Annotated in this window: 23 protein-coding genes; 9 read left to right on the forward strand and 14 right to left on the reverse strand. The window is 63.3% G+C overall.

Annotation, left to right across the window (positions count from 1 at the left end):
* The first annotated feature begins 23 nt into the window (after positions 1-23).
* The gene (locus tag E2H86_RS08235) at positions 24-1,316 is read left to right on the forward strand and encodes an MFS transporter (RefSeq protein WP_133326531.1); all 1,293 of its coding nucleotides are present in this window, start codon (positions 24-26) and stop codon (positions 1,314-1,316) included.
* A gap of 144 nt (positions 1,317-1,460) precedes the next feature.
* Here E2H86_RS08235 and E2H86_RS08240 read toward each other — a convergent pair whose 3' ends face one another.
* The 4 genes from E2H86_RS08240 to E2H86_RS08255 all read right to left on the reverse strand — a co-directional run bounded on the left by E2H86_RS08240 (position 1,461) and on the right by E2H86_RS08255 (position 6,457).
* Positions 1,461-2,381 (reverse strand): 2-hydroxyacid dehydrogenase, encoded by a 921-nt coding sequence (locus tag E2H86_RS08240; protein WP_133326533.1) that lies wholly within the window; start codon positions 2,379-2,381, stop codon positions 1,461-1,463.
* Positions 2,378-3,745 carry an MFS transporter gene (locus E2H86_RS08245; RefSeq protein WP_230385289.1) on the reverse strand — a complete coding sequence of 456 codons (1,368 nt, stop codon included), beginning with the start codon at positions 3,743-3,745 and terminating at the stop codon, positions 2,378-2,380. Before E2H86_RS08245 ends, E2H86_RS08240 begins: the two co-directional genes overlap by 4 nt.
* Before the next feature lie 83 nt (positions 3,746-3,828).
* On the reverse strand, positions 3,829-5,412 hold the full coding sequence (locus E2H86_RS08250; RefSeq protein WP_133326537.1) for an aldehyde dehydrogenase (NADP(+)): 1,584 nt from the start codon (positions 5,410-5,412) through the stop codon (positions 3,829-3,831).
* A 100-nt stretch (positions 5,413-5,512) separates the two neighbouring features.
* Positions 5,513-6,457: a LysR family transcriptional regulator gene (locus tag E2H86_RS08255; protein ID WP_133326539.1), complete on the reverse strand. Its 945-nt coding sequence runs from the start codon at positions 6,455-6,457 to the stop codon at positions 5,513-5,515.
* 117 nt (positions 6,458-6,574) lie between these two features.
* On the opposite strand from E2H86_RS08255, the gene E2H86_RS08260 reads away from it, so the two are divergent.
* The 5 genes from E2H86_RS08260 to E2H86_RS08280 all read left to right on the forward strand — a co-directional run bounded on the left by E2H86_RS08260 (position 6,575) and on the right by E2H86_RS08280 (position 13,159).
* Complete coding sequence (locus E2H86_RS08260; protein WP_133326541.1) at positions 6,575-7,756, forward strand: fumarylacetoacetate hydrolase family protein; 1,182 nt, start codon at positions 6,575-6,577, stop codon at positions 7,754-7,756.
* A gap of 47 nt (positions 7,757-7,803) precedes the next feature.
* Positions 7,804-9,192, forward strand: coding sequence for an MFS transporter (locus tag E2H86_RS08265; RefSeq protein WP_133326543.1), 1,389 nt, complete (start codon positions 7,804-7,806; stop codon positions 9,190-9,192).
* A 30-nt stretch (positions 9,193-9,222) separates the two neighbouring features.
* A complete protein-coding gene (locus E2H86_RS08270) occupies positions 9,223-11,010 on the forward strand; it encodes an IlvD/Edd family dehydratase (RefSeq protein ID WP_133326545.1) in 1,788 nt (595 codons plus the stop codon).
* A 218-nt stretch (positions 11,011-11,228) separates the two neighbouring features.
* On the forward strand, positions 11,229-12,311 hold the full coding sequence (locus E2H86_RS08275; RefSeq protein WP_133326547.1) for a hypothetical protein: 1,083 nt from the start codon (positions 11,229-11,231) through the stop codon (positions 12,309-12,311).
* Positions 12,312-12,511: 200 nt separating this feature from the next.
* On the forward strand, positions 12,512-13,159 hold the full coding sequence (locus E2H86_RS08280; RefSeq protein ID WP_133326593.1) for a trypsin-like peptidase domain-containing protein: 648 nt from the start codon (positions 12,512-12,514) through the stop codon (positions 13,157-13,159).
* 3 nt (positions 13,160-13,162) lie between these two features.
* Here the strand turns inward: E2H86_RS08280 and E2H86_RS08285 are convergent, their stop codons facing one another.
* Positions 13,163-14,227 (reverse strand): diguanylate cyclase, encoded by a 1,065-nt coding sequence (locus tag E2H86_RS08285; protein ID WP_133326549.1) that lies wholly within the window; start codon positions 14,225-14,227, stop codon positions 13,163-13,165.
* Positions 14,228-14,427: 200 nt separating this feature from the next.
* Between E2H86_RS08285 and E2H86_RS08290 the strand changes: the two genes are divergently transcribed.
* On the forward strand, positions 14,428-15,342 hold the full coding sequence (locus tag E2H86_RS08290) for a bestrophin family protein (protein WP_133326595.1): 915 nt from the start codon (positions 14,428-14,430) through the stop codon (positions 15,340-15,342).
* Here the strand turns inward: E2H86_RS08290 and phnE are convergent.
* Genes phnE through E2H86_RS08310 form a run of 4 tightly spaced genes read right to left on the reverse strand, consistent with a single transcriptional unit; the run spans position 15,327 to position 18,557 of the window.
* Positions 15,327-16,094, reverse strand: a complete 768-nt coding sequence (phnE, locus tag E2H86_RS08295) for a phosphonate ABC transporter, permease protein PhnE (protein ID WP_133326551.1) — start codon at positions 16,092-16,094, stop codon at positions 15,327-15,329. The two genes, E2H86_RS08290 and phnE, sit on opposite strands and share 16 nt — an antisense overlap.
* Entirely contained in the window at positions 16,091-16,918 is an 828-nt protein-coding gene (locus tag E2H86_RS08300) for a PhnE/PtxC family ABC transporter permease (RefSeq protein ID WP_133326553.1), read from the reverse strand. The genes phnE and E2H86_RS08300 overlap by 4 nt, the downstream gene beginning before the upstream one ends.
* Complete coding sequence (locus E2H86_RS08305) at positions 16,912-17,706, reverse strand: phosphonate ABC transporter ATP-binding protein (RefSeq protein WP_133326555.1); 795 nt, start codon at positions 17,704-17,706, stop codon at positions 16,912-16,914. Before E2H86_RS08305 ends, E2H86_RS08300 begins: the two co-directional genes overlap by 7 nt.
* Entirely contained in the window at positions 17,703-18,557 is an 855-nt protein-coding gene (locus E2H86_RS08310) for a putative selenate ABC transporter substrate-binding protein (RefSeq protein ID WP_133326557.1), read from the reverse strand. Before E2H86_RS08310 ends, E2H86_RS08305 begins: the two co-directional genes overlap by 4 nt.
* Positions 18,558-18,683: 126 nt before the next feature.
* On the opposite strand from E2H86_RS08310, the gene selD reads away from it, so the two are divergent.
* Both selD and mnmH read left to right on the forward strand, forming a co-directional pair.
* The gene (gene selD / locus E2H86_RS08315) at positions 18,684-19,718 is read left to right on the forward strand and encodes a selenide, water dikinase SelD (RefSeq protein WP_133326559.1); all 1,035 of its coding nucleotides are present in this window, start codon (positions 18,684-18,686) and stop codon (positions 19,716-19,718) included.
* Positions 19,718-20,833, forward strand: coding sequence for a tRNA 2-selenouridine(34) synthase MnmH (mnmH, locus tag E2H86_RS08320; protein WP_133326561.1), 1,116 nt, complete (start codon positions 19,718-19,720; stop codon positions 20,831-20,833). Before selD ends, mnmH begins: the two co-directional genes overlap by 1 nt.
* Positions 20,834-20,891: 58 nt before the next feature.
* On the opposite strand, the gene E2H86_RS08325 is transcribed toward mnmH, so the two are convergent.
* The 5 genes from E2H86_RS08325 to alaC form a co-directional block, all read right to left on the reverse strand.
* Positions 20,892-21,278, reverse strand: coding sequence for a lysozyme inhibitor LprI family protein (locus tag E2H86_RS08325; protein WP_133326563.1), 387 nt, complete (start codon positions 21,276-21,278; stop codon positions 20,892-20,894).
* Between the two features lie 23 nt (positions 21,279-21,301).
* Positions 21,302-21,841 carry a hypothetical protein gene (locus E2H86_RS08330; RefSeq protein WP_133326565.1) on the reverse strand — a complete coding sequence of 180 codons (540 nt, stop codon included), beginning with the start codon at positions 21,839-21,841 and terminating at the stop codon, positions 21,302-21,304.
* A 52-nt stretch (positions 21,842-21,893) separates the two neighbouring features.
* A complete protein-coding gene (locus E2H86_RS08335) occupies positions 21,894-22,457 on the reverse strand; it encodes a GNAT family N-acetyltransferase (protein ID WP_133326567.1) in 564 nt (187 codons plus the stop codon).
* A gap of 93 nt (positions 22,458-22,550) precedes the next feature.
* Positions 22,551-22,934 (reverse strand): YkgJ family cysteine cluster protein, encoded by a 384-nt coding sequence (locus E2H86_RS08340; RefSeq protein WP_133326569.1) that lies wholly within the window; start codon positions 22,932-22,934, stop codon positions 22,551-22,553.
* A 151-nt stretch (positions 22,935-23,085) separates the two neighbouring features.
* A complete protein-coding gene (gene alaC / locus E2H86_RS08345; protein ID WP_133326571.1) occupies positions 23,086-24,294 on the reverse strand; it encodes an alanine transaminase in 1,209 nt (402 codons plus the stop codon).
* Between the last annotated feature and the right edge of the window lie 796 nt (positions 24,295-25,090).

The raw sequence follows: 25,090 nt of genomic DNA on the forward strand, positions 1-25,090 counted from the left end.
CAAAATCGAGCACAACGGTAGCCATGATGAAAACAACAACGCAAACGAGGGGGGCCAAGCTGGGCGCCATCCTTCGGGTCACCAGCGGCAACTTCCTCGAACAGTTCGACTTCTTTCTGTTCGGCTTCTATGCGACCTACATTTCCCAGACGTTCTTCCCTGCCAGCAGTGAGTTCGCATCATTGATGATGACCTTCGCCGTGTTCGGCTCGGGATTCTTGATGAGGCCCCTGGGCGCCATCGTTTTGGGGGCTTACATAGACAAGGTGGGTCGGCGTAAAGGCCTGATCGTGACACTGTCGATCATGGCCGCCGGAACCGTGCTGATCGCCCTGGTGCCGGGCTATGCCAGCATCGGTCTACTGGCGCCGCTACTGGTTTTGCTGGGGCGATTGCTGCAGGGCTTTTCAGCGGGCGCTGAAATGGGCGGGGTTTCGGTGTACCTCTCGGAAATTTCCACCCCCGGCCATGTTGGCTTCTATACCAGCTGGCAGTCGGCAAGCCAGCAAGTGGCGATCGTGGTGGCGGCGGCTCTGGGTTACACGCTCAATGCCGCCATGGCAGCAACCGAAGTGGCCGCGTGGGGCTGGCGCATTCCGTTTTTCGTCGGCTGCGTGATCATCCCGTTCATTTTCATCATCCGTCGCTCGCTGCAGGAAACCGAAGCGTTCAAGATGCGCAAACACCATCCAAGCGCCGCAGAAGTGTTCCGCTCGATGCGCGAAAACTGGCGGACGGTATTGGCCGGCGGCTTGCTGGCCTCGATGACCACCACCACGTTCTATCTGATCACGGTTTACACACCGACCTTCGGCAAGACCGTGCTGCACCTGAGCACTACCGACAGCCTGGTGGTTACGTTGCTGGTGGGGGTGAGCAATTTCATCTGGTTGCCCATCGGTGGCAGCCTCTCCGATCGGATCGGTCGAAGACCGCTGCTGCTGGCGATCTCGCTGCTGTGCATCTTCACCGCCTACCCTGCCATGCACTGGTTGGCCGAAGCTGCGAGCTTCGAACGATTGCTCGCGGTGTTGCTGTATTTCTCCTTCTTCTTCGGCATGTACAACGGCGCCATGGTCGCCGCGCTGACCGAGGTCATGCCACAGAATGTGCGGGTGGTCGGATTCTCCCTGGCTTTCAGCCTGGCCACGGCGCTGTTCGGTGGATTCACGCCAGCGGTGTCGACGCTGCTGGTACAGGCGACAGGCGACAAAGCCTCCCCGGCGTTCTGGTTGATGTTCGCCGCCGTGTGCGGTTTTACCGCAACGACGATGCTCTACCGCCGAGCGAGGCCGGTGACCGTGCGCCCGGCATGATGGTGTAACGTCCTTGATCATCGGGTGAGCCGTCCCCCATGGCAGCTCCGCAGGCAATCGACGCTGTGGAGCCTGCCATATTCTCGTTGGCACCCCGGTGTCTGCTTCGCGGACAAGCCCGCTCGGCACCTGCGTTGTACGGTTCTACCCTCCCAGCACCACACGCACCACATGATCGGCCATCGCTCGCCGCGTCTGCAGCGTTGCGCTGCCCAGGTGCGGTTGCAGCACCACATTGTCCAAGGCCAACAGTGCCTCGGGCACCAGGGGTTCGTCGGCGAACACATCCAGCGCAGCGCCGCCGAGCCGACCATCGCTCAACCGCGCCACCAGTTCGTCCTCGTCGACCACGCTGCCACGCGCCACGTTCACCAGTACGCCTTCTGCACCGAGCGCTTCCAGTACCTGGGCATCGACCAGGTGCCGGGAGCCCGCACCACCCGCTGCCGCCACCAGTAAAATGTCGCTGGCCGCGGCCAGGCTACGTGGGTCGTCATGGTAGGTATGCTCGCAGCCGGCCAGTGCCCGTCGGTTGTGGTAAGCCAGTTCGACGCCGAAGGGCCGCAAACGCTCGGCGATTGCCGTACCGATGCGGCCCAGGCCAATGATGCCCACCCGTTGCCCGCGCAGGCTGGTCCCCAGGCGTGGGAAGCCGCCCTGGCGCCAGTGGCCCGCCCGCACGAAACGGTCGGCCAGGCACACCTGGCGCAACAATGCCAACAGCAGCGCTACGGCTTGGTCGGCCACCGCATCGGTGAGGATGTCATCGGTCGTGCTGACACGAATCCCCCGCAGGCGCGCCTGCTCCAGGTCGATGGCATCGACTCCCACGCCATTGACCGCAATCAGCGACAGCTTGGGCAATGCCGCCATGAGCAAAGGTGGCACGCCCTGCACGCCATTGGTGACCAATGCCGCGAAGCGCTCGGGCCGCTCGGCCAGCAGCGCCTGGCGGGCATCGGCATCGTATGCGCGTACCAGCACGAAGCGTTCGGCCAGACGGGTCTCATGCTCGGCCAACAACGGCGCGAGCATCAACAGAGCCGGTTGGTACGCTCCGTTCATGCAGCCTCCAGTTCCAAACGCGAATCCGATTGCGACTTCGGACGCCCAAGCATGGCTGCCGGGATCGCCAAAATCAGCGCGCCACTGATGAACAGGCACAAGCCGAGCACGTAGGTGCCGTTGTTGATGTCACCGGTGAGGTTTTCCGCCACGGCGGTGATCATCGAACCGGTGAATCCTGACAGGTTACCGATGGCGTTGATCATGCCGATGCCCGCAGCCGCGGCCACCCCTGACAGCACCGTGCCCGGCAGTGTCCAGTAGATCGGCATCAGACTGAGCACACCGGAGGCGGCCACCGTCAGGAACAAGATCGACAGCACGACATTGCCGGAGAACGCCGCACTGAGAATCAGCCCGCAGCCGCCGATGAACGCTGGTACCGCAGCATGCAGGCGGCGCTCGCCCGTGCGGTTGGAGTGGCGTGCGTTGAGGAACATGGCAATCACCGCAACGCCATAGGGGATGGCAGTCAGTAGGCCGATCTCCAGGCTACTGTTGACGCCGGCACTCTTGATGATCGACGGCATCCAGAAGGCCAGGCCATAGAAGCCCGTGTTGAACGTCAGCAGAATGAACACCAACAACCAAACCCGCGGGCTGAAGAACACCTCGCCCAGACGCGAGACCTTGCCATGCTCTTCTTGCTGCAGATTGGACTTGAGCAGTCGCTTTTCGGCGTCCGACAGCCAGCCGGCCTTATCGATGTTGTCGCACAGGCAGGTAAACACCACCACTGCCATGATTACCGAAGGCACGCCTTCGATCAGCAGCATCCACTGCCAGCCAGCCATGTCGTGCCAGCCATCCAGACTGGTCATCAGCCAGCCCGAAAGTACGCCGCCCAGGGTCAGGCTGACCGGCATCGCCATCAGGAAACCGGACATCACCCGGCTCTGCCGATGGGTCGGGAACCAGTAGTTCAGATACAGGATCACGCCTGGAAAGAAACCGGCCTCGCAGATACCAAGCAGAAAACGCAGCACATAGAACATGGTGCTGGACTCGAGGTGGAAGAACGCCGCCAGTGGCTGGGTGAACGCCACGGCCATGGAGATGATGGCCCAGCTCAGCATGATGCGGGCGATCCAGAACCGCGCGCCGTAGCGATGCAGCAGCAAATTGCTGGGTACCTCGAACAGGAAGTAGCCCCAGAAGAACACGCTGGCGCCCAGCGCGTACACGGTGTTGCTGAATTGCAGGTCGTCGAGCATGCTCAACTTGGCAAAACCGATGTTGACCCGGTCCAGGTAGGCCGCCATGTAGCACAGCAGCAGGACCGGCAGGATACGCAAGATGACCTTGCGGTAGGTGCGATCTTCAAAAGCCTGATCGCTGGCGGGGTCGACAGTTTGATGAGTCATGGCCAAGCCTCTCGACATGTCGTGCATGCCTGATTGTTGTTATCGAAAGAGCGCCGGACGCGACCGCGTCCGGCGGTAGTGCGTTAGCGAATCGGGTCGCGGCTGGGCTGGCCATCGATCAGGCGCAGCAGCCCCAGGGGGTTGGCATCGCGCAGCGCCTCGGGCAGCAGCGCATCGGGGAAGTTCTGGTAGCACACCGGGCGCAGGAAACGGTCGATCGACAGGGTTCCGACCGAAGTGCCACGGCTGTCGGAGGTGGCCGGATACGGGCCACCGTGGACCATGGCGTCGCACACCTCGACACCGGTCGGATAGCCGTTGACCAGCACCCGGCCAGCTTTCTGCTCAAGTACTGCCACCAGCGGGGCAGCCTCTGCGAAGTCATGCGCTTCGCCGATCAAGGTCGCGGTCAGTTGTCCGCCCAGAGCGTGCAGTGCAGCCAGCAACTGGGCCTGGTCGGCCAGCTCGACCACCACCGTGGCGGGGCCGAAGACCTCTTCCTGCAGCAAGGGCTCACCGTCCAACAACAGCTGCACATCAGCCCGGAACAATTGCGGCCAGGCCTGATCACCCTGCTGTTCACCACCCGCAAGATGACGGACGCCCGTCAGCCCCTTGAGCGCGGCCACACCGCGGGCATAACTGGCCAGCGTGCCGCGGTTGAGCATGGTCTGCGGCGCCTGGCCGGCCATCTGCACACGCAAGTGCTCGACGAAGGCACTGAATTCAGGGGAGCGTACGCCCAGCACCAAGCCCGGGTTGGTGCAAAACTGTCCACAGCCCAGCACCACCGAAGCGGCCAATTCTCGGGCCACGGTTTCGCCACGGGCAGCGAGTGCCGCGGGCAACACGAGCACCGGGTTGATGCTGCTCATCTCAGCAAACACCGGGATCGGCTGTGGTCGCGCCGCCGCCATGTCACACAATGCTCGGCCCCCCTTGAGCGAGCCAGTGAAGCCGACGGCCTGGATGGCAGGGTGCTTGACCAACGCTTCGCCGACTGCAGCACCAAAGACCATATTGAAAACGCCCGCTGGCATGTCGCAGCGTTCGGCAGCGGCGACAATGGCTTCAGCGACCCACTGCGCCGTGGCCATGTGGCCGCTGTGCGCCTTGAACACCACCGGGCAGCCCGCGGCCAATGCGGCGGCGGTATCTCCACCGGCTGTGGAGAACGCCAGAGGGAAATTGCTGGCGCCAAATACCGCTACCGGACCCAAGCCCATGCGGCATTGACGGATGTCCGGGCGTGGCAGTGGAGTCCGCTGGGGTTGCGCCCGGTCGATACGCGCACCGGCAAAATCACCCCGACGCAGCACCGTGGCAAATAGTCGTAGCTGGCCACTGGTACGTGCGCGCTCGCCCTGAATGCGGGCAGGTGGCAGTGCCGTTTCACGGCAAACGGTCTCGATGAAATCGGCGCCCAAGGCATCCAACGCCTCGGCAATGGCGTCGAGAAAATCGGCCCGACGTCCAGCGGAAAGGGCCCGGTAGGTTGGATAGGCAGCCGCAGCAGCCAGCGCGGCGGCGTCCACTTCCGCATCCGTTGCCTGATGGAACGCCCCGGGCATCACTTGGCCGGTGCGTGCATCGACACTATGCAACGTGGCCTGACCGGTAGCGCGGCGAACCCCGCCGATGAATTGTTGACCTGCGAATGAAGTCATGGATGCACCCTTGGCGTTGCGAAAGAGATGGGCGCTAATCTAGGCGGCTCTGCGATTCTTGCCCAATGGCTTTTAGGGATCATCCGATAACGCTTTGTTATCAGTTCTCCTGTCCACGTCCCGCATTGGCCACGAGAATCTCGGCAAACTCCAACGCCGCACCGCTCAAGGGCTCGCCTTTGCGAGTCAGGATCCCGTAATCCTGAGGGGTCAGATGCAGCGGCGTGTCGAGGTTGACCAACACACCGCTGGCCAGGTGCGGCTCGACCATCGCCTGGGGCAGCATGCCGATCATCGGTCCGCCAAGCAGCACCTTGAGGAAGGTCTGCATGGAGATGGTATCGATGGTGTTGCGTGGCACCGCCACCCCCGCTTCAGCGAAGGCACGCTCCATGCGCCCGCGAATCGGCGTGCCCTTGGGATAGAGAATCCAGGGCCACTCCAGCAACTGCGCAAGCGTCACCGGCCCAACCGCACTCAAGGGATGCTGATCGTTGACCACGAAGCAGAACGGCTCGGGTGCCAGTGGCTGGAAGTCGAAGCGCTGGTGCTGCGAGACATCGGTAAAGCGGGCCACGGCCAAGTGCAGGTGCTTGTCTTCGAGCATGGCCATCAGGTGATCGCTGGTTTGTTCCACCACCTCGATCGACAACAAGGGTTTGCGCTGCTTGATCTCGACGATGGCATCGGGCAGCGCTACCGCAGTGGCGGCGAAGATGCCACCCACCTTCAAATGACCATGGCCACCCTGGCGCAGGTTGTCGATCTGGTCGACGAAGTTGCGCGCATCGTTGAGCGCGATCTGGGCATAGCGCACCACCTGCTCGCCCAATGCCGTGGGCGGCATGCTTCGAGGCAATCGTTCGAACAGCGCGAAGCCCAGGAGATTCTCGATTTCCTTGAGCATCTTGCTGATCGCCGGCTGGCTGAGATTCATCTGCTGGGCCGCCAGGTGCATGTTGTGCGTGCGCCCCAAGGTATCGATGAGCAACAGGTGCCGAAACTTGAGCCAGTTACAGACGTGGGAGAAGGACAGGTCCGACATGGAATCCACCTTTGGTGCAATAACCTGATGTTATCGAATAGTGAAAAGATGCCATTGGAGTTTATCGCGTGGCTTACCTAGCGTGCAGCTCTCCAGATCCAAAGAGACTTTGATGCCATGCCGATGACGCTCACTCCCGCCAATACCCTGCCCGAGGACGGCCTGACCGGAACCTTGATCGGTCGTGCCTGGACCCCAGGCGAACCTGGCGGTCCTTCGTTGATCACCCTACGCACCGACGGCGTGTTCGACCTGTCAGAGCGCTTCGCCACCCTCAGCCAGTTGCTTGAAAACGAAGATCCAGTGCAGGCGGTGCACAGTACCCCCGGCCGCTTCCTGGGCAGCGTCGAGGCGCTGCTGGGCAACAGCGGCGAAGCGTTCGACGCCAACCAACCCTATCTGCTTGCGCCGGTCGACCTGCAGGTGATCAAGGCCGCGGGCGTGACGTTCGCCGCCAGCATGATCGAACGGGTAATCGAGGAGCAGGCCGGTGGCGATGCCAGCAAGGCCGAGGCCGTGCGCGCCACCGTTCGTTCGGTGATCGGCGATAACCTGCGTGCGGTTCGACCCGGCTCGCAGCAAGCCATGGACTTGAAGGCATTGCTCATCGAGCAGGGCATGTGGTCGCAGTACCTGGAGGTCGGCATTGGCCCGGACGCCGAGGTGTTCACCAAGGCTCCGGTCCTGGCTGCGGTCGGCAGCGGCAGTGCGATCGGTGTGCACCCGCATTCGGCATGGAACAATCCTGAACCTGAAGTGGTGCTGGCGGTGGACAGTCGCGGTCGTATCCATGGCGCGACCTTGGGCAACGATGTCAACCTGCGTGACGTCGAGGGGCGCAGTGCCTTGCTTCTGAGCAAGGCCAAGGACAACAACGCCTCCTGTGCCATAGGCCCATTCATCCGCCTTTTCGACGAAACCTTCGACCTGGACGCGGTGCGCCGTTGCGTGGTCGACCTGGAAGTGGTGGGCGAGGACGGCTACCAACTGCTCGGCAGCAGTTCCATGGACCAGATCAGTCGCGACCCCGAAGACCTGGTTCGGCAGACCTTGAATGACAATCACCAGTACCCGGACGGCTTTGTGCTGTTCCTTGGCACGCTGTTCGCCCCGACCGAGGACCGCGACCAGGCCGGTGCCGGCTTCACTCACAAGCCCGGTGATCACGTGCGCATCGCCAGTCCGCTGCTGGGTCAACTGCGCAACCGGGTCACTACCAGCGACCAGGCCGCTCCCTGGACCTTTGGCCTGACCGCGCTGATGCGCAACCTGGCCGCACGAGGCTTGCTCAAGCCCTGACCTTCAGGGCACCGCCGTACACATAACAACAAGAAGCGAGGCAGAACATGCATACCCCAACCCGGGATACCTCCCCCGATCCCCGTCAACTGCGCCGGGCCATCTATACCGGCGCCATTGGCAGTGCCCTGGAGTACTACGATTTCGCCATCTATGGTCTGGCCTCGGCGCTGGTTTTCGGCCATATCTTCTTCCCATCCCTGGGCACGACGGGGGCGCTGCTGGCCAGTTTCGCCACCTACGGTGCAGGTTTCCTGGCGCGCCCCTTCGGTGGGCTGTTCTTTGGCTCGCTGGGTGACCGCAAGGGTCGAAAACTGGTGCTGTTGCTGACGATCGCCCTGATGGGCACGGCCACTACACTGATCGGCCTGCTGCCGACCGGCGCCACCGGGGCTGTGCTGCTGGTGCTACTGCGCCTGCTACAGGGCTTCGGTGCCGGAGCCGAGCAGACCGGTGCTGCGACCCTGATGGCCGAACTGGCACCCCGTGAGCGGCGAGGGTTCTATGCCGCGCTGCCGTTCATCGGGGTGTTCAGCGGTCTGGCCCTGGCCACCATCACCTTCCGCGTGATGCAGACCTCTCTCACCCAGGAGCAACTGCTCGACTGGGGCTGGCGAGTACCGTTCCTGGCCAGCGTGGTACTTATCTTCATGGCGGTGTGGATCCGTCTGAAGCTCAAGGAAAGCCCGGTGTTTCAACAACTGAGCCAAAGCCAGCAGGTCATCGAGTCGCCCATGCGCGCCGTTCTGCGCAATGCACACCGTCCCTTGGCAGCGACCACCCTGATGCGCATGGCCGAAACTGGTTGCTCGACGCTCTACGCTACGGTTTCCATTGCTTTCCTGACCGGCTTCGCCAGCCGCCACCTGGGCCAGGACGGTGCCAACCTGGCCAGCGTCGGGACCAACGCCGTGCTGGCAGCCAGCGTGCTCAGCGTGCTGACCACGCCCCTGTTCGGCGCCCTCTCCGACCGCTTCGGCCGGCTGGTGGTGTACCGAGGTGGCGCCCTGTTCGGTGCATTGTGGGCCTTCCCGTCTTGGTGGATGATCGACAGCGGTGATTCGACGCTGGTGTGCATCGCCGTGGTCGGTGGCTTTGCCCTCGCCGCCAACAGCATGCTTGGCGCCCAATGCGCTCACTTCACCGAACTGTTCGGCAACCGCTACCGCTACTCCGGCGTGGCCCTGGCACGTGAAATCGGCGCCATGCTGTCCGGCGGCCTTGCACCGATTCTGGGGATTTTTCTGGTGGGTCTGGCAGGCGGCGCTTATTGGGTGCTGGCCCTCTATACCCTGGCCCTGACTGGCCTGACTCTGATCGGCACCTGCCTGTCGACCGAAACCCGTGGCCGCGACCTCACCGCGCTGGACGATGCGGTGGGCAGCGGTGCTTCCTTCATGCATGGCCCAGCACAAACCGGTGTGCTGCAGCGCTGACCGACGCCGATAAATACAAGAGAGAACCACATGACCGACACCCCGAAACGCCCGCTGCGCAGCCAGCAATGGTTCGATGATCCGAGCCATGCAGACATGACCGCGCTGTATGTCGAGCGCTACATGAACTACGGCCTGACCCGCGACGAACTGCAATCCGGGCGACCGATCATCGGTATCGCCCAGACTGGCAGCGACCTGACGCCCTGCAACCGGCACCACATCGAACTCGCCCAGCGGGTCAAGGCGGGGATCCGCGACGCTGGTGGCATCCCCATGGAATTTCCGGTCCACCCGATCGCCGAGCAGAGCCGCCGTCCCACCGCTGCACTGGACCGCAACCTGGCCTACCTGGGCCTGGTGGAGATCCTCCATGGCTATCCGCTGGACGGCGTGGTGCTCACCACTGGCTGCGACAAGACCACCCCAGCCTGCCTCATGGCCGCTGCGACTACCGACCTGCCGGCCATCGTACTCTCCGGCGGACCGATGCTCGACGGCCACCACAAGGGACAGTTGATCGGCTCGGGCACGGTGTTGTGGCATGCGCGCAACCTGATGGCCGCGGGCGAGATCGACTACGAAGGTTTCATGGAAATGACCACAGCGGCCTCGCCGTCGGTTGGCCATTGCAACACCATGGGCACGGCGCTGTCGATGAATGCCCTGGCCGAGGCACTGGGCATGTCGCTGCCAGGCTGTGCCAGTATCCCCGCCCCCTATCGCGAACGCGGGCAAATGGCCTACGCCACCGGCAGGCGAATCTGCGAACTGGTACTGCAGGATGTACGCCCGTCGTCGATCATGACCCGAGAGGCTTTCGAGAACGCCATCGCCGTGGCTTCGGCCCTCGGCGCCTCGAGCAACTGCCCGCCCCACCTGATCGCTATCGCCAGGCACATGGGTATCGAGCTGTCGCTCGATGACTGGCAGCGCATCGGTGAAGACGTACCGCTGCTGGTCAACTGCATGCCGGCAGGTAAGTATCTGGGCGAGGGCTTCCATCGTGCCGGCGGCGTACCTGCGGTGATGCACGAGTTGCGCAAGGCCAAACGCCTGCATGAGAACTGTGCCACGGTCAGCGGCAAATCCATCGGCGAGGTGGTCAGCGATACCGTTACCAGCAACCGCGACGTGATCCTGCCATTCGAGCAACCGCTCAAGCACAGCGCCGGATTCATCGTGCTCAGCGGCAACTTCTTCGACAGCGCGATCATGAAGATGTCAGTGGTCGGCGACGCCTTCCGCAAGACTTACCTCGCCGAGCCGGGCAAGGAAAACAGCTTCGAAGCCCGGGCGATCGTGTTCGAAGGCCCCGAGGACTACCACGCACGAATCGACGATCCAACGCTGGACATCGACGAGCGCTGCATCCTGGTCATCCGGGGTGCCGGTACCGTGGGCTATCCGGGTAGCGCAGAAGTGGTCAACATGGCGCCACCGGCGGCGCTGATCAAGAAGGGCATCGATTCACTACCCTGCTTGGGCGACGGTCGCCAGAGCGGTACCTCGGCCAGCCCGTCGATCCTCAACATGTCACCGGAAGCGGCGGTTGGCGGGGGCCTGGCGTTGTTGCAGACCAACGACTGGCTGCGCGTAGATCTCAACCAGCGCCGCGTCGATCTGCTGGTGGATGACGATGAAGTGGCACGTCGGCGAGCGGCCTGGAAACCCAGCCTACCGGCATCGCAGACGCCATGGCAGGAGCTATACCGCCAGCTGGTGGGGCAGTTGTCCACGGGCGGCTGCCTGGAACCGGCGACCCTTCACATGCGCGTGATCGCCCGTGAAGGTGGGATGCCACGCCACTCGCACTGATAGCTGCGCCCTAGCACTTTGCCGAGCAGCCGGCTGCAGCGGACACTTGAACGCCCTCACAAAGGTGAAGTTTCCACGGCAGTTGGCTGGCCGTCCTCGCGGCCAAAGCTCGGCCAAACCTTCCTTCTATCAGCACCTACCTGATAAAACTGCCAGTTTCCTCATAAGCGAAAGGTCTTTTAGGCTCGGATCGTCTTCCCATCCAAGGAAACGTTCCCATGCTCGCTCGTCTTGCCACCACAACAGCGCTGCTGCTCAGCGTCGCCAGCCAGGGTGCAGGCGCTGACGCCTCCGAGCAGGCGGCACGCTCGGTCACCCACCATGTCGCGCCATGCCTGGAGCGGACGCGAATGTCCCCCGGCGACAGCACCTCGCTCTGTCAGGTATCTGGTGTGGTGCGCATTGCCGAGACTCTGGTGTTGGCCAACGACAAACCGATTCCAGGCGCAGGCCCCTCGGCACTGTTCAGCCTGCCTCTGGCAGACGGCAAGATCAGCGACGACACTCCGCCCACCTACCTGCAAAGCCCGGCAATCGAGGGCGCCGACAAGTTCGAAGCGCTGACCGCCACCTCGGACGGCCATTACATCATCGCCAGCACCGCGTTCATGCGAAGCGGCACGAAGAACGATCCACGCGACGACAGGCTGAACACCATCGCCTATTGGCCGGCGGACGCTGCGCAACTGGCGAAGGTCCTGGCGCCCACCACTCGCAGCGGTATCACCAGTTCCATCAGCCTGCGCAAAACGATCGGCGAGGCCGTCGGCTCCGGTTACTTCAAGGTCGAATCGCTCGCGGTCGCTCCCGGTAATCAGCTGGTGATGGGTATTCGCAAGCATGGCAACAGTTCACGCGACTCCGACCACGCATTCCTGCTGATCGCGGCGCCCTTCAGCTTCAACCACAACGTGATGGAACTCACCGGAACCTTCCGCAAGATCCTCGATACCACCCCATCAGTGCCTGGCGAACCACGCCTGATGGGGCTTTCCGGCCTGGTTTTCGACAGTTTCAGCAATGATCGCTTCTATGCAGTGACCAGCATGAAAGACGATCACGGTATTGGCGGCTATCTCTGGGAAGTCCCTTGGGCAAACGGCAAGCCAGGCAAGCCGCGGCTGGTCGAAGGCAGCGATGGTGCGCCGCTGCGCTTCGCCAACAAGCCCGAAGGAGTGACCACCCTCGGCCCGCACCAATTGCTGGTCGTTCATGATGACGATCGGGTGCAGATACAGACCTCGCTCAACGGCATCCCCCATCTACCCAACGAGTTCAGCTACAGCGTCATCTCCTTTTGAGGGGCAGTGCATGCCTGTCTGCAGGTTTCGCTCATGTTCAAACGCGGCTGGCCGACATAGGAAGACCCCTGCCTGGCGGTCATCCGTCGGATATAGCATCAAAGTATTGATGTCATATTGGCAGCATACGATAGTGCTATCTCCAACCTACAGTCGTCGCCACCAACATGAAACCTACACTGCCCTGCCTGGCCGCAATGATGCTGCTCAGTGGGTGCAACGGACTGCCTACCACCTACCTTTCCGACCCTGTCTACGACCAGGCTTTCGTGGTCACCTCAGGACCTCCGCTGCCGATGCTGCTGATGGCCACGGCCATCCAGTGGAATGATGAGTACGCCGTCACCGCCAAGCACACACCCTTCCTCCGGGGCGTTGTGCACGAAGGCCTGGGCGACCTGGTGTTCTTCAAGCACAAGGCACGCACGGTGCCCGGCTGGCGCCAGTACGTCCCGGGCGAACAGGTCACGGCAGTGGGTTTCAACAGCCTGATGATGCCGGTGCAAGGCAAAGGCCACGCCCTGGCCTCGCTGGTTCGGCTGCAAGGTACTCCGGGCAGCGTCTTCTATTCGGTGCATGACGGCCCGATGGTCAAGGGCATGTCCGGCGGCCCGGTGTTCGCCGACGACGGCAAGGTCGTGGGCATCAACGTCGCCTTCATTCCTACCCGCGAGATCGATGCGCAGAAACGTCCCGATCTGGCGGGCAAGGAGCGCATCAGTGTGTTCATGTCGTATGCCGAAATCGACAAGGAATGGCGGCGCTTCCAGTACTTGCAGGCGAACAAGGCCAAGCCACGGGCGCCCGCTGCGATCCAAGGCTTCGTAACAGTGGCGAGCAAGCGCTGAGGCTCAGGCTGGATGCTCGGCCCGCGCGGCATCGTCGGCCAGCATGATGCGATTACGCCCGGCACGCTTGGCCGCATACAGGGCCATGTCGGCCGCGTGCAGCCAGGCGTCTGCGTTGCTGAGCCGATCATTGTAAGGGGCCAGTCCGATGCTCAGACTCAGCGATAACTGCGGCAGCGCCGGGTCGTGATACGCCTCGATGGCCTGGCGCAGGCGCTCGAGGATCTCGACTGCCTGCTCGGCGGTGGTCTCTGCCAGCAATACGCAGAACTCATCCCCACCGTAGCGCGCAGCCGGGTCGCGCTTGCGCAGGTGCAGCGACAGCTTGGCGCTGATGATGCGCAGGATGTCATCGCCGACCAAGTGGCCATGCTGGTCGTTGATCCGCTTGAAGTGATCGACGTCGATCAACGCCAGGTGGCTTCTGGCGGCCCCGGCCTGACAACGCTGAAACTCCCGGATCAACAGGCCTTGCCAGGCGCCGTGGTTGCGCAGGCCGGTGAGGCTGTCGGTCTCGCTCAGCCGCGCCAGCGCACGCTTGTGCTGGGCCAGTTGCACGGTGACCTGATAGCAGATCATGCCGATGGCCATGGGATAGATCAGCAAGATCGGCAGACAGGCGAGCATCTGCGCCTGGCTGGTCTGCGGAAACAACGGCGGACCATACAGCCATAACCCGAGGCCGATACCCAGCGCTTGGGCCACCAAGGTCTTGACTAGCATGTGCCAACCACCGGCGGCAATCTTGTCCATGGCGATCATCGACAGGATGATCACACTCGGCAACGGGTTCAGGCCCATTACCCCAGCCCAGCAACCACCGGCAAAACCATCGAAGATCAGGTTGCGCTGCTCAGCGCGAAAGGGATGGCGCGAGCGACGCGCGATCTGATAGGCCAGATGCGGCCAGACGAAACCATGACCCAGCAACAAGCCCCAGATCCACCACTCCGGCGCCAGAGGGGCGATGCCGATCAGCACGCAGAAAAAACCCAGGCCCGTTCCAATGGCACGGGGCACATACATGCGTTTGGCGAAAGAAAGGCCCTTGCCGGTAAGGTCGTTCATCGAGGAAGCTGTCCTTTGACGTTCACCGGACAGGTTGGCGGGCACAAAAGTGCCCATCGGTTCGGCGCTGAAGGCATTCTGACATCACTGGTATCTCACCTCCAGATCGAAGAGACGAAATGCTGCCCTCCCCCCTCCCGCGAACCTTCACCCACCCACGGCGTCGGATGCTCGATACCACGCATTTCGAGGCAACTCGTGTGAAAGACATCATCATCCGCAAATATCGCCTGATGCTGAAGACCTTCGGTTACATCGGTTGGTCCTTGTTCTGGTTGCTGCTGTGGGACGTACTGGTCACCATCGACTTCATGCTGTTCTTCAATAGTGAGTTCACCTTGCCGCTGATCCCGCTGACCTTGCTCGGCTCGGCGCTGGTGGTGCTGGTGAGTTTTCGCAACAGCAGTGCCTACAACCGCTGGTGGGAAGCGCGCACATTGTGGGGCGCATTGGTGAATAGTTCGCGCAGTTTCGCCCGGCAGACACTGACGTTGATCGACGACCCTGAGCGCGGCCTCAATCCGGTCAAAGCCACCTTGCTGCGCCGTCACATCGCCTATGTGAACTGCCTGGCAGCGCACCTGAAGGGCGAAAGCTGCCCCGACGAACTGATGGCATTCATTTCCCCGGCAGAGTTCGAGCGTCGCAACAAGTCGAACAACTTCGCCAACGACATTCTTGGCGGTTCCGCCACCTTGCTGGCGCGAGAGTACCAGGCCGGTCGTCTGGACAGCATTCGCCTGGCGCGCTTGGAGTCCACCCTGGTCGACCTGTCCAACGCCCAGGGTGGGATGGAGCGAATCGCCAATACGCCGCTGCCCTACCCCTATGTGTACTTCCCCCGCTTGTTCATCACGCTGTTCTGCCTGATCGTGCCGGTGGGGCTGGTCGAGTCGCTCGGCTGGTTCACGCCGTTGGCCTCGACTGTCGTCGGTTTCATGTTGCTGGCGATCGAGCGAATCGGCACCGACCTGCAGAGCCCGTTTCGCTTCAGTGAACACCAGATCCAGATGGACGCCATCTGCGAAACCATCGAGCGCAATCTGGAATCGATGCAGCGCGAAGCGCAATGCGGCGAACTGGCGCACGAGGGCCCTCCTCAGGCCCTCACATAGCGCTGGCGCAACAGATCGCTGAAGGCGTCCACCAGCAATACCAGTACCAGCATGGCGATGATCACCGTGCTGGCCTGGGCTTCCTGGAACAGGCTCAGGGTGGTGTAGAGCATCTGGCCCAAACCTCCTGCGCCGACGAACCCCAGTACGCTGGCCATGCGGATGTTGTTCTCCCAGCGGTACAGGCTGTATGCCAGCAACTGCGGCCAGAGATTGGGCAAAGTGCCGAAACAGAATGCCGTGACCTGCCCGCCGCCCTGCAGGCGAATGGCTGCCGCAGGCTCGGCGGGTGCATTCTCCAGGGCCTCGGCGAACAGACGCCCCAGGACCCCGGCCGTGTGCAGCGCCAGGGCCAAGGTTCCGGCATTCGGGCCAAGTCCCGCGGCCAGTACCGTCAGTGCTGCCCAGACCAGCTCGGGAATGGCGCGCAAGGCGTTGAGCAACAGCCGTGCAGCCGACTGCATCGGCCAACCGAAGCGTCCGGCCGCCGGCAGTGCCAGGAGCATGCCCAACGCCATCGCCAGCAAGGTACCGAGCCCAGACATGGCCAGGGTTTCCAGGGCACCCCGGCACACTGCACGCAGGTGCTCGGCAGACACGTCAGGATGCAGGAAGCGGCCAGCATACTCGCCCATCTGCGCCAGCCCGCCATTGCCGACCAGGGCCTGCAGATCCAGTTCGAGGTAGCCGAACGAAGCCACCACCGCAGCGAGGATCCCCACGATCAGCATCAGGTCGATCACGCGCTTCATGCCAACCTCCCGCGCAGCAAGCGGCTGAGCAGATCGGCCAGCAACACCAGACCGAGAAAGGCCAGGAGCATGCTCGCCACCTCGCCACCGGCGAACATGCGCATCGACAGATCGATCTGCTGCCCCAGGCCACCTGCGCCGACGAAGCCCATCACCACCGAGGCCCGCACCGCGCACTCCCAGCGATAGACCGTGTATGACACCACCTCGGCTGCAGCGCTGGGCAGAATGCCATAGAAGAATGCCGCCAAGCGGCCGCTGCCGGCCTGCAGCAAGGCATGCGCCGGACGCTGGTCGACCGACTCGAAGATCTCGGCGTACACCTTGCCCAGCATGCCGCTGTAGGTGATGGCGATGGCCAACACCCCGGCAGTTGGCCCCAGCCCCACCGCACGTACGAACAACAGCGCCCAGACGATCTCGGGCACGCTGCGCAGGAAGATCAGCAGGCACCGTACCGGCAGGCGCAGCAAGCGTGACCACGGTCCGGCACGGCCACCGCGAGAGGCAGCGCGCAACGACAGCGCACGGCTGGCCAACAGACTGGTGGGAATCGCCAGCAACAGCGCCAGCGCCATGCCGGCGGTCGCCACGGCCAAGGTCTGCAGGGTTGACTGGTACAACAGCTCGAGGAACTCGGCATTGTGCGCCGGCGGCCAGAAAGCGGCAGTGAAACTGGCGATCTGCTGACGGTTTTCTGCCTGCAGCAACACCCCAGGGTTCAATTCGCTCAAACGTAACCCAGGCCACAACAGGGCCAAGGCCAGCAGGGTCAACAGCAGACGAGGCAGCGCCGCCGGATCACGGGCGTCGGCTTTCAGCATCGCGGAATCTGCACGGTCAGGGTCGGCCCTTGGACTGGCGGCGAGGCCAACTGCTCGTTGGCATACAGCGCATCGAGCAAGGCCTCGGTCACCGCCTCGGCCGGGCAGTCGAATGCCACCCGGCCTTCACGGATGCCGATGACCCGAGGAAAGTGGGCCAGGGCCAGGTCCACCGCATGCAGGCTGGCCACCAGCGTTACACCATTGGCTTGGGCGTGGCGGTTGAGCAACGCCAGACTGTGGTCGGCCAGCACCGGGTCCATGGCCGAGACCGGCTCGTCGGTCAGCAAGATCTCGGGGCGCTGGTAAAGCGCTCGGGCGATGCCGACCCGCTGCAGTTGACCGCCGGACAACTGCCCGCATTGTACGAACAGCTTGTCGGCCAGGCCCAGTTCGGCCAACACCTGGCGTACGCCGGGCACGTCGGTGGGATACACCAGGTTGAGCAACCCACGGGCCATGCTCCACTGCCCCAGGCGCCCCGCCAGCACCGCCGTCACCACGCGCTGACGGGCAGGCAACGGTGGCGCCTGGTGCACCAGGCCCACACGGGCGCGCAGGCGTTGCCGGGCACCGGACGAAATACCCCAGGGCTGCTCACCGAACAGCTCCAGGCGCCCACTGCTGGGCTGCACGGCAGTGGCCATCAGGTGCAGCAAGCTCGATTTGCCGGCCCCCGACGGACCGATGATCGCTACCCGCTCGCCCTGCTCGACTCGCAGGCTCACACCCTCGAGCGCGCGGACCTGGCCGTGGCGCAGGCCGGCGCCTTGTACCTGGATAGTCACTTGAGCAGGCCAGCCTCACGTGCCGCCTGCTCGGTGCCCAGGTAGTTCTCCGGCTTGGTCTCGATGAAGCGACTGGCAGCCTGCAGGTCGAGGATCGCCTTCTGCTCCGGGTTGGCCGGGTCGAGGTCGAGGAAGGCTTTCTTGATCTTTTCCTTCAGCGCCGGATCCATGTTGCCGCGCACGGTCCAGTTGTAGTCGTAGTAGGTTGGCGTGGTAGCGAACACCTTGACCTTGCTGGTGTCGACCTTGCCGGCATCGACCAGCTTCTGCCACACGCTGGCGTTGAGCACGCCACCGTCGACCTTGCCGGCCTGGACCCAGGCCGCGGTGGCATCGTGCGCCCCGGAATAGGCAACGCGACTGAAATAGGTTTCCGGTCTGATGTCGTTTTCCTTGAGCATGAAGTAGCGCGGCATGAGGCTGCCGGAGGTCGAGGAAATCGAGCCGAAGGCGAACGACTTGCCCTTGAGGTCGGCCAGGCTCTTCACGTCCGGGTTGGCGGTGATGAACTTGGAGGTGAACTGCGCGTCTTGCTCACGCTGGACCAACGGCGTAGCGGTAGGATCCTTCAGGTGTACCTGGACGAAGGTGAAGCCGCCCAGCCATGCCATGTCCAGGCGATTGCTCGCCAGCGACTCGACCACCGCCGGGTAGTCGGCCACCGGAACGAACTTCACGTCCATGCCCAATTGCTTGGACAGGTACTCGCCCAGCGGCTTGAACTTGCGCAGCAGCTCAGTCGGCGCTTCGTCAGGGATGGCACTGACACGCAGGGTGTCGGCAGCCTGGGCGACAACGGCACAGCAGGACAGCACGAGGCCGGCGGCGAGCGCCAGAGGGCGTTTGAGCATGGAGGTTCTCCGGTTCAATAGCGGGGAAAGTGCCGGCAACGCGCCGACGTGGGGAATTATAAGAGCCACGGGCACAAAGGCCAGCTTTGCTACAATCGCGCAATCATTTACCCCCCTGAGGTGCGTATGAGCGAGCCGATTCGCCTGACCCAGTACAGCCACGGTGCCGGCTGTGGCTGCAAGATTTCCCCCAAGGTACTGGACGTGATCCTCGCCGAGAGCGGCGCCCAAGCCCTCGACCCGAAACTGTGGGTCGGCAACGCCTCGCGTGACGACGCTGCCGTCTACGCCCTGGACGATGAACGTGGAGTGGTCTCGACCACCGACTTCTTCATGCCGATCGTCGATGATCCTTACGATTTCGGCCGCATCGCCGCCACCAATGCCATCAGCGACATCTACGCCATGGGTGGCGATCCGTTGATGGCCATCGCCATCCTTGGCTGGCCGGTCAACCTGCTGCCGCCTGAGGTCGCCCGCGAAGTGATCAGAGGCGGTCGTGCCGTGTGCGCCGAGGCCGGCATCCCGCTGGCGGGTGGCCACTCGATCGATGCGCCCGAACCCATCTTCGGCCTGGCCGTCACCGGCGTGGTCAGCAAGCGTCACCTCAAGCGCAACGATACGGCCACTGCCGGCTGCCGCCTGTATCTGACCAAGCCGCTGGGCATCGGCATCCTCACCACTGCCGAGAAGAAGGCCAAGCTGCGTGACCAGGACCAGGGCCTGGCCCGTGACTGGATGTGCACCCTCAACACCCCCGGCAGCCGCTTCGGCAAGCTCGACGGGGTCAAGGCGATGACCGACGTGACGGGTTTCGGCCTGCTCGGCCACCTGGTCGAACTGGCCGAGGGCAGCGCCCTGACCGCAGTGCTCGACTACGCCGCGGTCCCCCGGCTGCCGAGCGTCGACCACTACCTGGCCGAAGGCTGCATCCCTGGCGGCACCCTGCGTAACTTCGACAGCTACGGGCACAAGCTCGGCGCCTTGAGCGATGAACAGAAGCATCTGCTGTGCGACCCACAGACCAGTGGCGGTCTGCTGGTGGCCGTGACGCCGGAAGGCGAAGCCGAGTTTCTTGCCGTGGCCGCTGAGCTGGGTCTGCAACTCTCGCCGATCGGCCAGTTGGTCGAGCGACAGAGCCACGCAGTCGAGGTGAACTGATGCGCCCTGACTGCACCGATTTCCGCCAGTTGTTCCTCGACGACGCGCCGATGATGGACATGCGTGCCCCGATCGAATTCGCCAAGGGCGCCTTCCCCGGCGTCGTCAACCTGCCGCTGATGACGGATCAGGAACGGCAGAAGGTCGGCACCTGCTACAAGCAGCAGGGCCAGGCGGCCGCCATCACCCTCGGCCACCAATTGGTCAGCGGCGCCACCAAGCGTGAGCGCCTGCATGCCTGGGCCAGCTTCGCCAAGGCCAACCCCAACGGCTACCTGTATTGCTTCCGCGGCGGCCTGCGTTCGCTGATCGTGCAACAGTGGCTGCGTGATGAAGCCGGCATCGATTACCCACGCATCAAGGGCGGCTACAAGGCGCTGCGTACCTTCCTGCTGGAAACCACCCAGCAGGCCGTGGAGCAATGCGATTTCGTCCTGGTCGGTGGCCTGACCGGCACCGGCAAGACCGATGTGCTGCACCAGTTGAATAACGTGCTGGACCTCGAAGGCCACGCCAACCACCGCGGCTCGAGCTTCGGCAAGCGCGCCACCGCGCAACCGGCGCAGATCGATTTCGAGAACAAGCTGGCCATCGACGTGCTGAAGAAACGCGCCCGCGGCATCGAGCAGTTCGTGCTCGAAGACGAAGGGCGCATCGTCGGCAGTTGCTCGGTGCCGCTGGAGCTTTACCAGGGCATGCAGCAATACCCGCTGGTATGGTTGGAAGACAGCTTCGAGAACCGCGTCGAGCGCATCCTGCGCGACTACGTGATCAACCTCTGTGCCGAATTCGTCGATGTGCACGGCGAGGAAGACGGCCGCCGACTGTTCGCCGAGCGCATGCTGCAGAGCATGAACAACATCCATAAACGCCTGGGCGGCGAGCGCTTCCAGCGACTGTCCGAGATCCTTGGTCAGGCCTTGGACGAGCAGCAGCGCAGCGGTGCGGTGGACTTGCACCGGGGCTGGATCGAAGGCTTGCTCAAGGAATACTACGACCCGATGTACGCCTACCAGCGCCAGGCCAAGGCTGAGCGCATCGAGTTCGCCGGAGATGGCGTCGAGGTCCGCGAGTACCTGAAGGCGCGCGCCTTGCGCGCGCCGCGGTCGAACTAGCAGGGCGGCCTCGCAGCCTATCGCCGGCTAGCCGGCGATAGGGCACGCACAGCCATCGTCACTGCCCTGGGCTCAACACGCGCTCGAGCTCCGCGCCGCGCTCACGCGTCATGTCCAGCACGCACATGCCGCCCTCCAACTGTGCCAGGGTCCCGCCGCTGGCCTGGACATGAAAGGCGCAGTTGCCGTCGCGATAGGCCACCCACTGCCGTTGCACAGCCCGCAGGCTTTTCTTCGGCCCGGGCTCGAGCTTGGCCATCAGTTGCTTGTACACGCGGTTCAGCCGCTCATCTTGCAGCGCGGTCTCGGCTTTGATGCAACTGCCCATGGCAACGGTGCTGGAAGCCTTGTCCATGCACGCGGTGTAGGTCGATGAGTTGTCCTCGGCCAGAGCCAGCGGTGCCAGGCAGGCCAGCGCAAGGCCAATCAGATGTCGTCTGTCCATCGAGTCTCCCTCCTCATGAGTGCTCAGAGTGTCTGCGGTTGCTCCGGCGGCATCAGCACCTTGCCCGGCTCGAAGCGTAATGACGGCATCTGCGTGGCGGCATACAGCGTGACCGCCAGGGAGGCGATCAACACCACGTCGAGCCAGTGCCAGCCCGGCACCTCGTCGGCGCGGCGTGCCTTCCAGCATTGCCAGGCCTGGCCGGCGCAGAACACCAACATCGCCAACAACCACAGCTGGAAACCGAGGCCGAAGCCGGTGACGTCATGGAATTCGTAGCTCTGGTTGTCGGGCAGGCGCTCGATGCCCAGGCTGCTGGCGGCCAGGTACAAGGCCCCCAGCCCAAACACCAGGGCCAACCGCCGAAAGCGTCGATGGGACAGGATCGCCAGAGCCAGCATGGGGTTGGCAAACCACTGCCACAGCCCAAAGGGCACGCCCCAAGGCCCGTACAGCAGCATCTGCAAGGCGGGCATGTGCCGCCCACCCCCCATCAGCGCACCGTCGAACGCCAGGCTGAGCAGGTACAAGGCTAGGCTGATGGCGATGTAGAAAGCTGGCAAACGATTGCTCCGCGACAGGCCGTGAAAAGGTCGACCATACAGTACGACATCCTCAGGCGACAGGCGGTTCGAGCAATAGTCCGTAGATGCCTGAATCGGACAGCTCGCCAGCGACGCACCAGCGCGCCCGCAATGTGCCTTCGAGGACGAAGCCCTGCCGTTCCAGGGTGCGTGCCGAGCCATGGTTGCGCGGATCGATCTCGCCCTCCAGGCGGCGCATGTGCAGGGTATGAGCGAGGTAGTCGATGAAGCAGGTCAGCGCCTCATCCATGTAACCCCTACCCTGCACCGCGCTGGCCAGGCAGTAGCCGATTTCGCCACGCCGGGAAACGTCATCGATGTTGAACAACTGAACCATGCCGATCAGCTCGCCATTGTCGCGACGGTACATGCCGAGCTTGAGCTGCTCGCCGTTGGCGTAAGCCTGGCGGTCGGCGGCCAGGGCGCTCTGGGCCTCGGCCAAGTCCTTCCAGGGCGCATGGTGCCAGTAACGCATGACCTCGGGGTCGGCCATGATCGCCAGCCACTGCGCGGCATCGGCATGACGCATGGGCCGCAATTGCAGGCGTGGGCTGTCGAGGCAGAGGTCACTGGGGAAACTGCGGGGTGGGGTCACGCCGGATCTCCTGTCCATGGCTGGGGAGATGACATCTTAACGTCATGTGCCGGGTTCTAGCACCCAATCCCGGCACGCCGGCGGTTGGCCTGGTCAGGCCACCTCCGCCCCGTCATCCGGCCAATGCGGCTCGTTGGCCCCGGGCGGGGTCAGCGGTGGCAGGCCGTAGGCTGCCCGGGCGTCATCGCAGCTTGGATTGTGCACCCCGCCCTCCCAGGACGCCTCGAACTCGCGGCACGGACTGGAGCGGTTGGCGTATATGGTGCACGCCACCTCCTTGCCGATCTCGCCCTGCAGGCTGATGCAGCGACAAGGCTTGGCGTCGGTGCCGATCATGGCGACACGGGTAGGGTTGATCTGCACCACCAGGTCATCTGGCACGAGGCCCCCGGCAGACTGGCATTCGCCCCAAAAGAAGGACACACGGAAAAACCCGCAGCAGGCGCCGCAGTCAAGGCAAGGGTTGTATTCGGACATGATGGCACGGAGGGAAGGTTGTTGTTATCGGGGCTGGCCCGCGGCGCCATTTGTAATCCAACCGAGGTCGGCTGAGAAGAGGGGTCATGCAAAAAAACATCGCCGCCTATCTGGCGGCGAAGGGGCCGGCCGGCGGCCCCCGCGAACCGGGTTACTTGCGGCTCAGGCCATCGGCCCGGAACATCTGCCGGATACCGCGGATAGCCTGGCGGATACGGTCCTGGTTCTCGATCAGGGCGAAGCGCACATGGTCGTCGCCATAGTCACCGAAACCGATGCCCGGCGACACGCAGACCTTGGCCTCGGCCAGCAGCTTCTTGGAAAACTCCAGCGATCCCAAGTGGGCGTACTGCTCGGGAATCTTGGCCCACACGTACATCGACGCCTTGGGGTTCTCGACCATCCAGCCCAGCTCATGCAGGCCTTTGACCAGCAGGTTGCGGCGCTGACGATACTGCTCGGCGATGTCGCGCACGCATTGCTGGTCACCTTCCAGGGCGGCGATGGCCGCGACCTGCAACGGTGTGAAGGTGCCGTAGTCGTGGTAGCTCTTGATCCGCGCCAGGGCGCTCACCAGTTCGGGGTTGCCGACCATGAAGCCGATACGCCAGCCGGCCATGTTGTAGCTCTTGGACAGGGTGAAGAACTCCACCGCGATGTCCTTGGCGCCGGGCACCTGCATGATCGAAGGCGCTTTCCAGCCGTCATAGACGATGTCGGCGTAGGCCAGGTCGTGCACCACCAGTACATCGTACTGCTTGGCCAGGGCCACCACGCGCTCGAAGAAATCCAGCTCCACGCATTGGGCGGTAGGGTTGGAGGGGAAGCCCAGGATCATCATCTTCGGCTTGGGAATCGACTCGCGGATCGCCCGCTCCAGTTCGTTGAAGAAATCCACGCCTGGCACCAGGGGCACCGAGCGCACCTGGGCGCCGGCGATCACCGCGCCATAGATGTGGATGGGGTAGCTCGGGTTGGGTACCAGCACGGTGTCGCCATGGTCCAGAGTGCCGAGCATCAGGTGCGCCAGGCCCTCTTTCGAACCGATGGTGACGATGGCTTCGCTTTCCGGGTCGATAGCGACGTCATAGCGCTCCTTGTACCAGTTGGAGATCGCACGGCGCAGACGCGGGATACCGCGCGAGGTGGAATAACCATGGGTGTCGTCACGCTGGGCGACCTGCACGAGCTTTTCGACGATGTGCGGCGGCGTGGCGCCGTCGGGGTTGCCCATGCTCAGATCGATGATGTCCTCGCCACGGCGGCGGGCGGCCATCTTCAGTTCGGCGGTGATGTTGAATACGTAAGGCGGGAGACGATCGATGCGCGCAAAGCGGCGCGGCGAACCTGGGTTGGCCATGATTTCCTCTGGAGACGTAAGCGCCCGGAACCGTCCGAGCGACGTTGGCCGATGTGGCGGCCTGGATCAGAAGATAATGCTGAAATAGGATTTCTGTAAAGGTTAATTTCCTGTTTTATTAGACCTTTTTAGATGAATGATGTGTAAATTCAGAATCCATGTTTTCAGTAGCGGGTTTGGCTTGGCATTGAGATTGGGAACGGTCCAATTTGTGTAGCGGCGCTATTGGCCCCTTCCGCCTTTACGGCGGCCTACTTTTTTCTTGGAAAAAGTAGGCAAAACCGCTCGCTCCTGCATCCGGCCCTCCGCTGCGCTACGGGTCCCCTCGCTACGGCGCCTTCCGGGCCCGCGCGGCCTACGACTTGCTGCGCAAGTCTACATCTCGCGCCTTCGGCTACGCCGAAGGGTGCTGCGCACCTGGCCCTACAGACGCCTACGCTCGGCCTCCTGACGTCGCAAAGTTAGGGGCGGCGCCGCCACTGGCGTTATCTTCGAAAGACAGATCGCGCGATCCGCAACAACACAAAACGATAGGTAAAGGGAAAAGCGAGAGCGCAGCGATTCGCCTGCCGTTGCTCCGGCTTTTGATCTTGCTTTTGATCTACCCGCGACCTCAGGAGGCCGAGTGGAGGTGGCTGGAGGGCCAGGTGCGCAGCACCCTCCGGCGTAGCCGGAGGCGCGAGATGTAGACTTGCGCAGCAAGTCGTAGGCCGCGCGGGCCCGCAAGCCGCCGGAGCGAGGGGACCCCGAAGCGCAGCGTAGGGGCCGTATGTGGGAGCAAGCGGTTTTGTGCAAC

The sequence above is a fragment of the Pseudomonas putida genome, from assembly GCF_004357765.1.
Lineage (GTDB): Bacteria > Pseudomonadota > Gammaproteobacteria > Pseudomonadales > Pseudomonadaceae > Aquipseudomonas > Aquipseudomonas putida_U.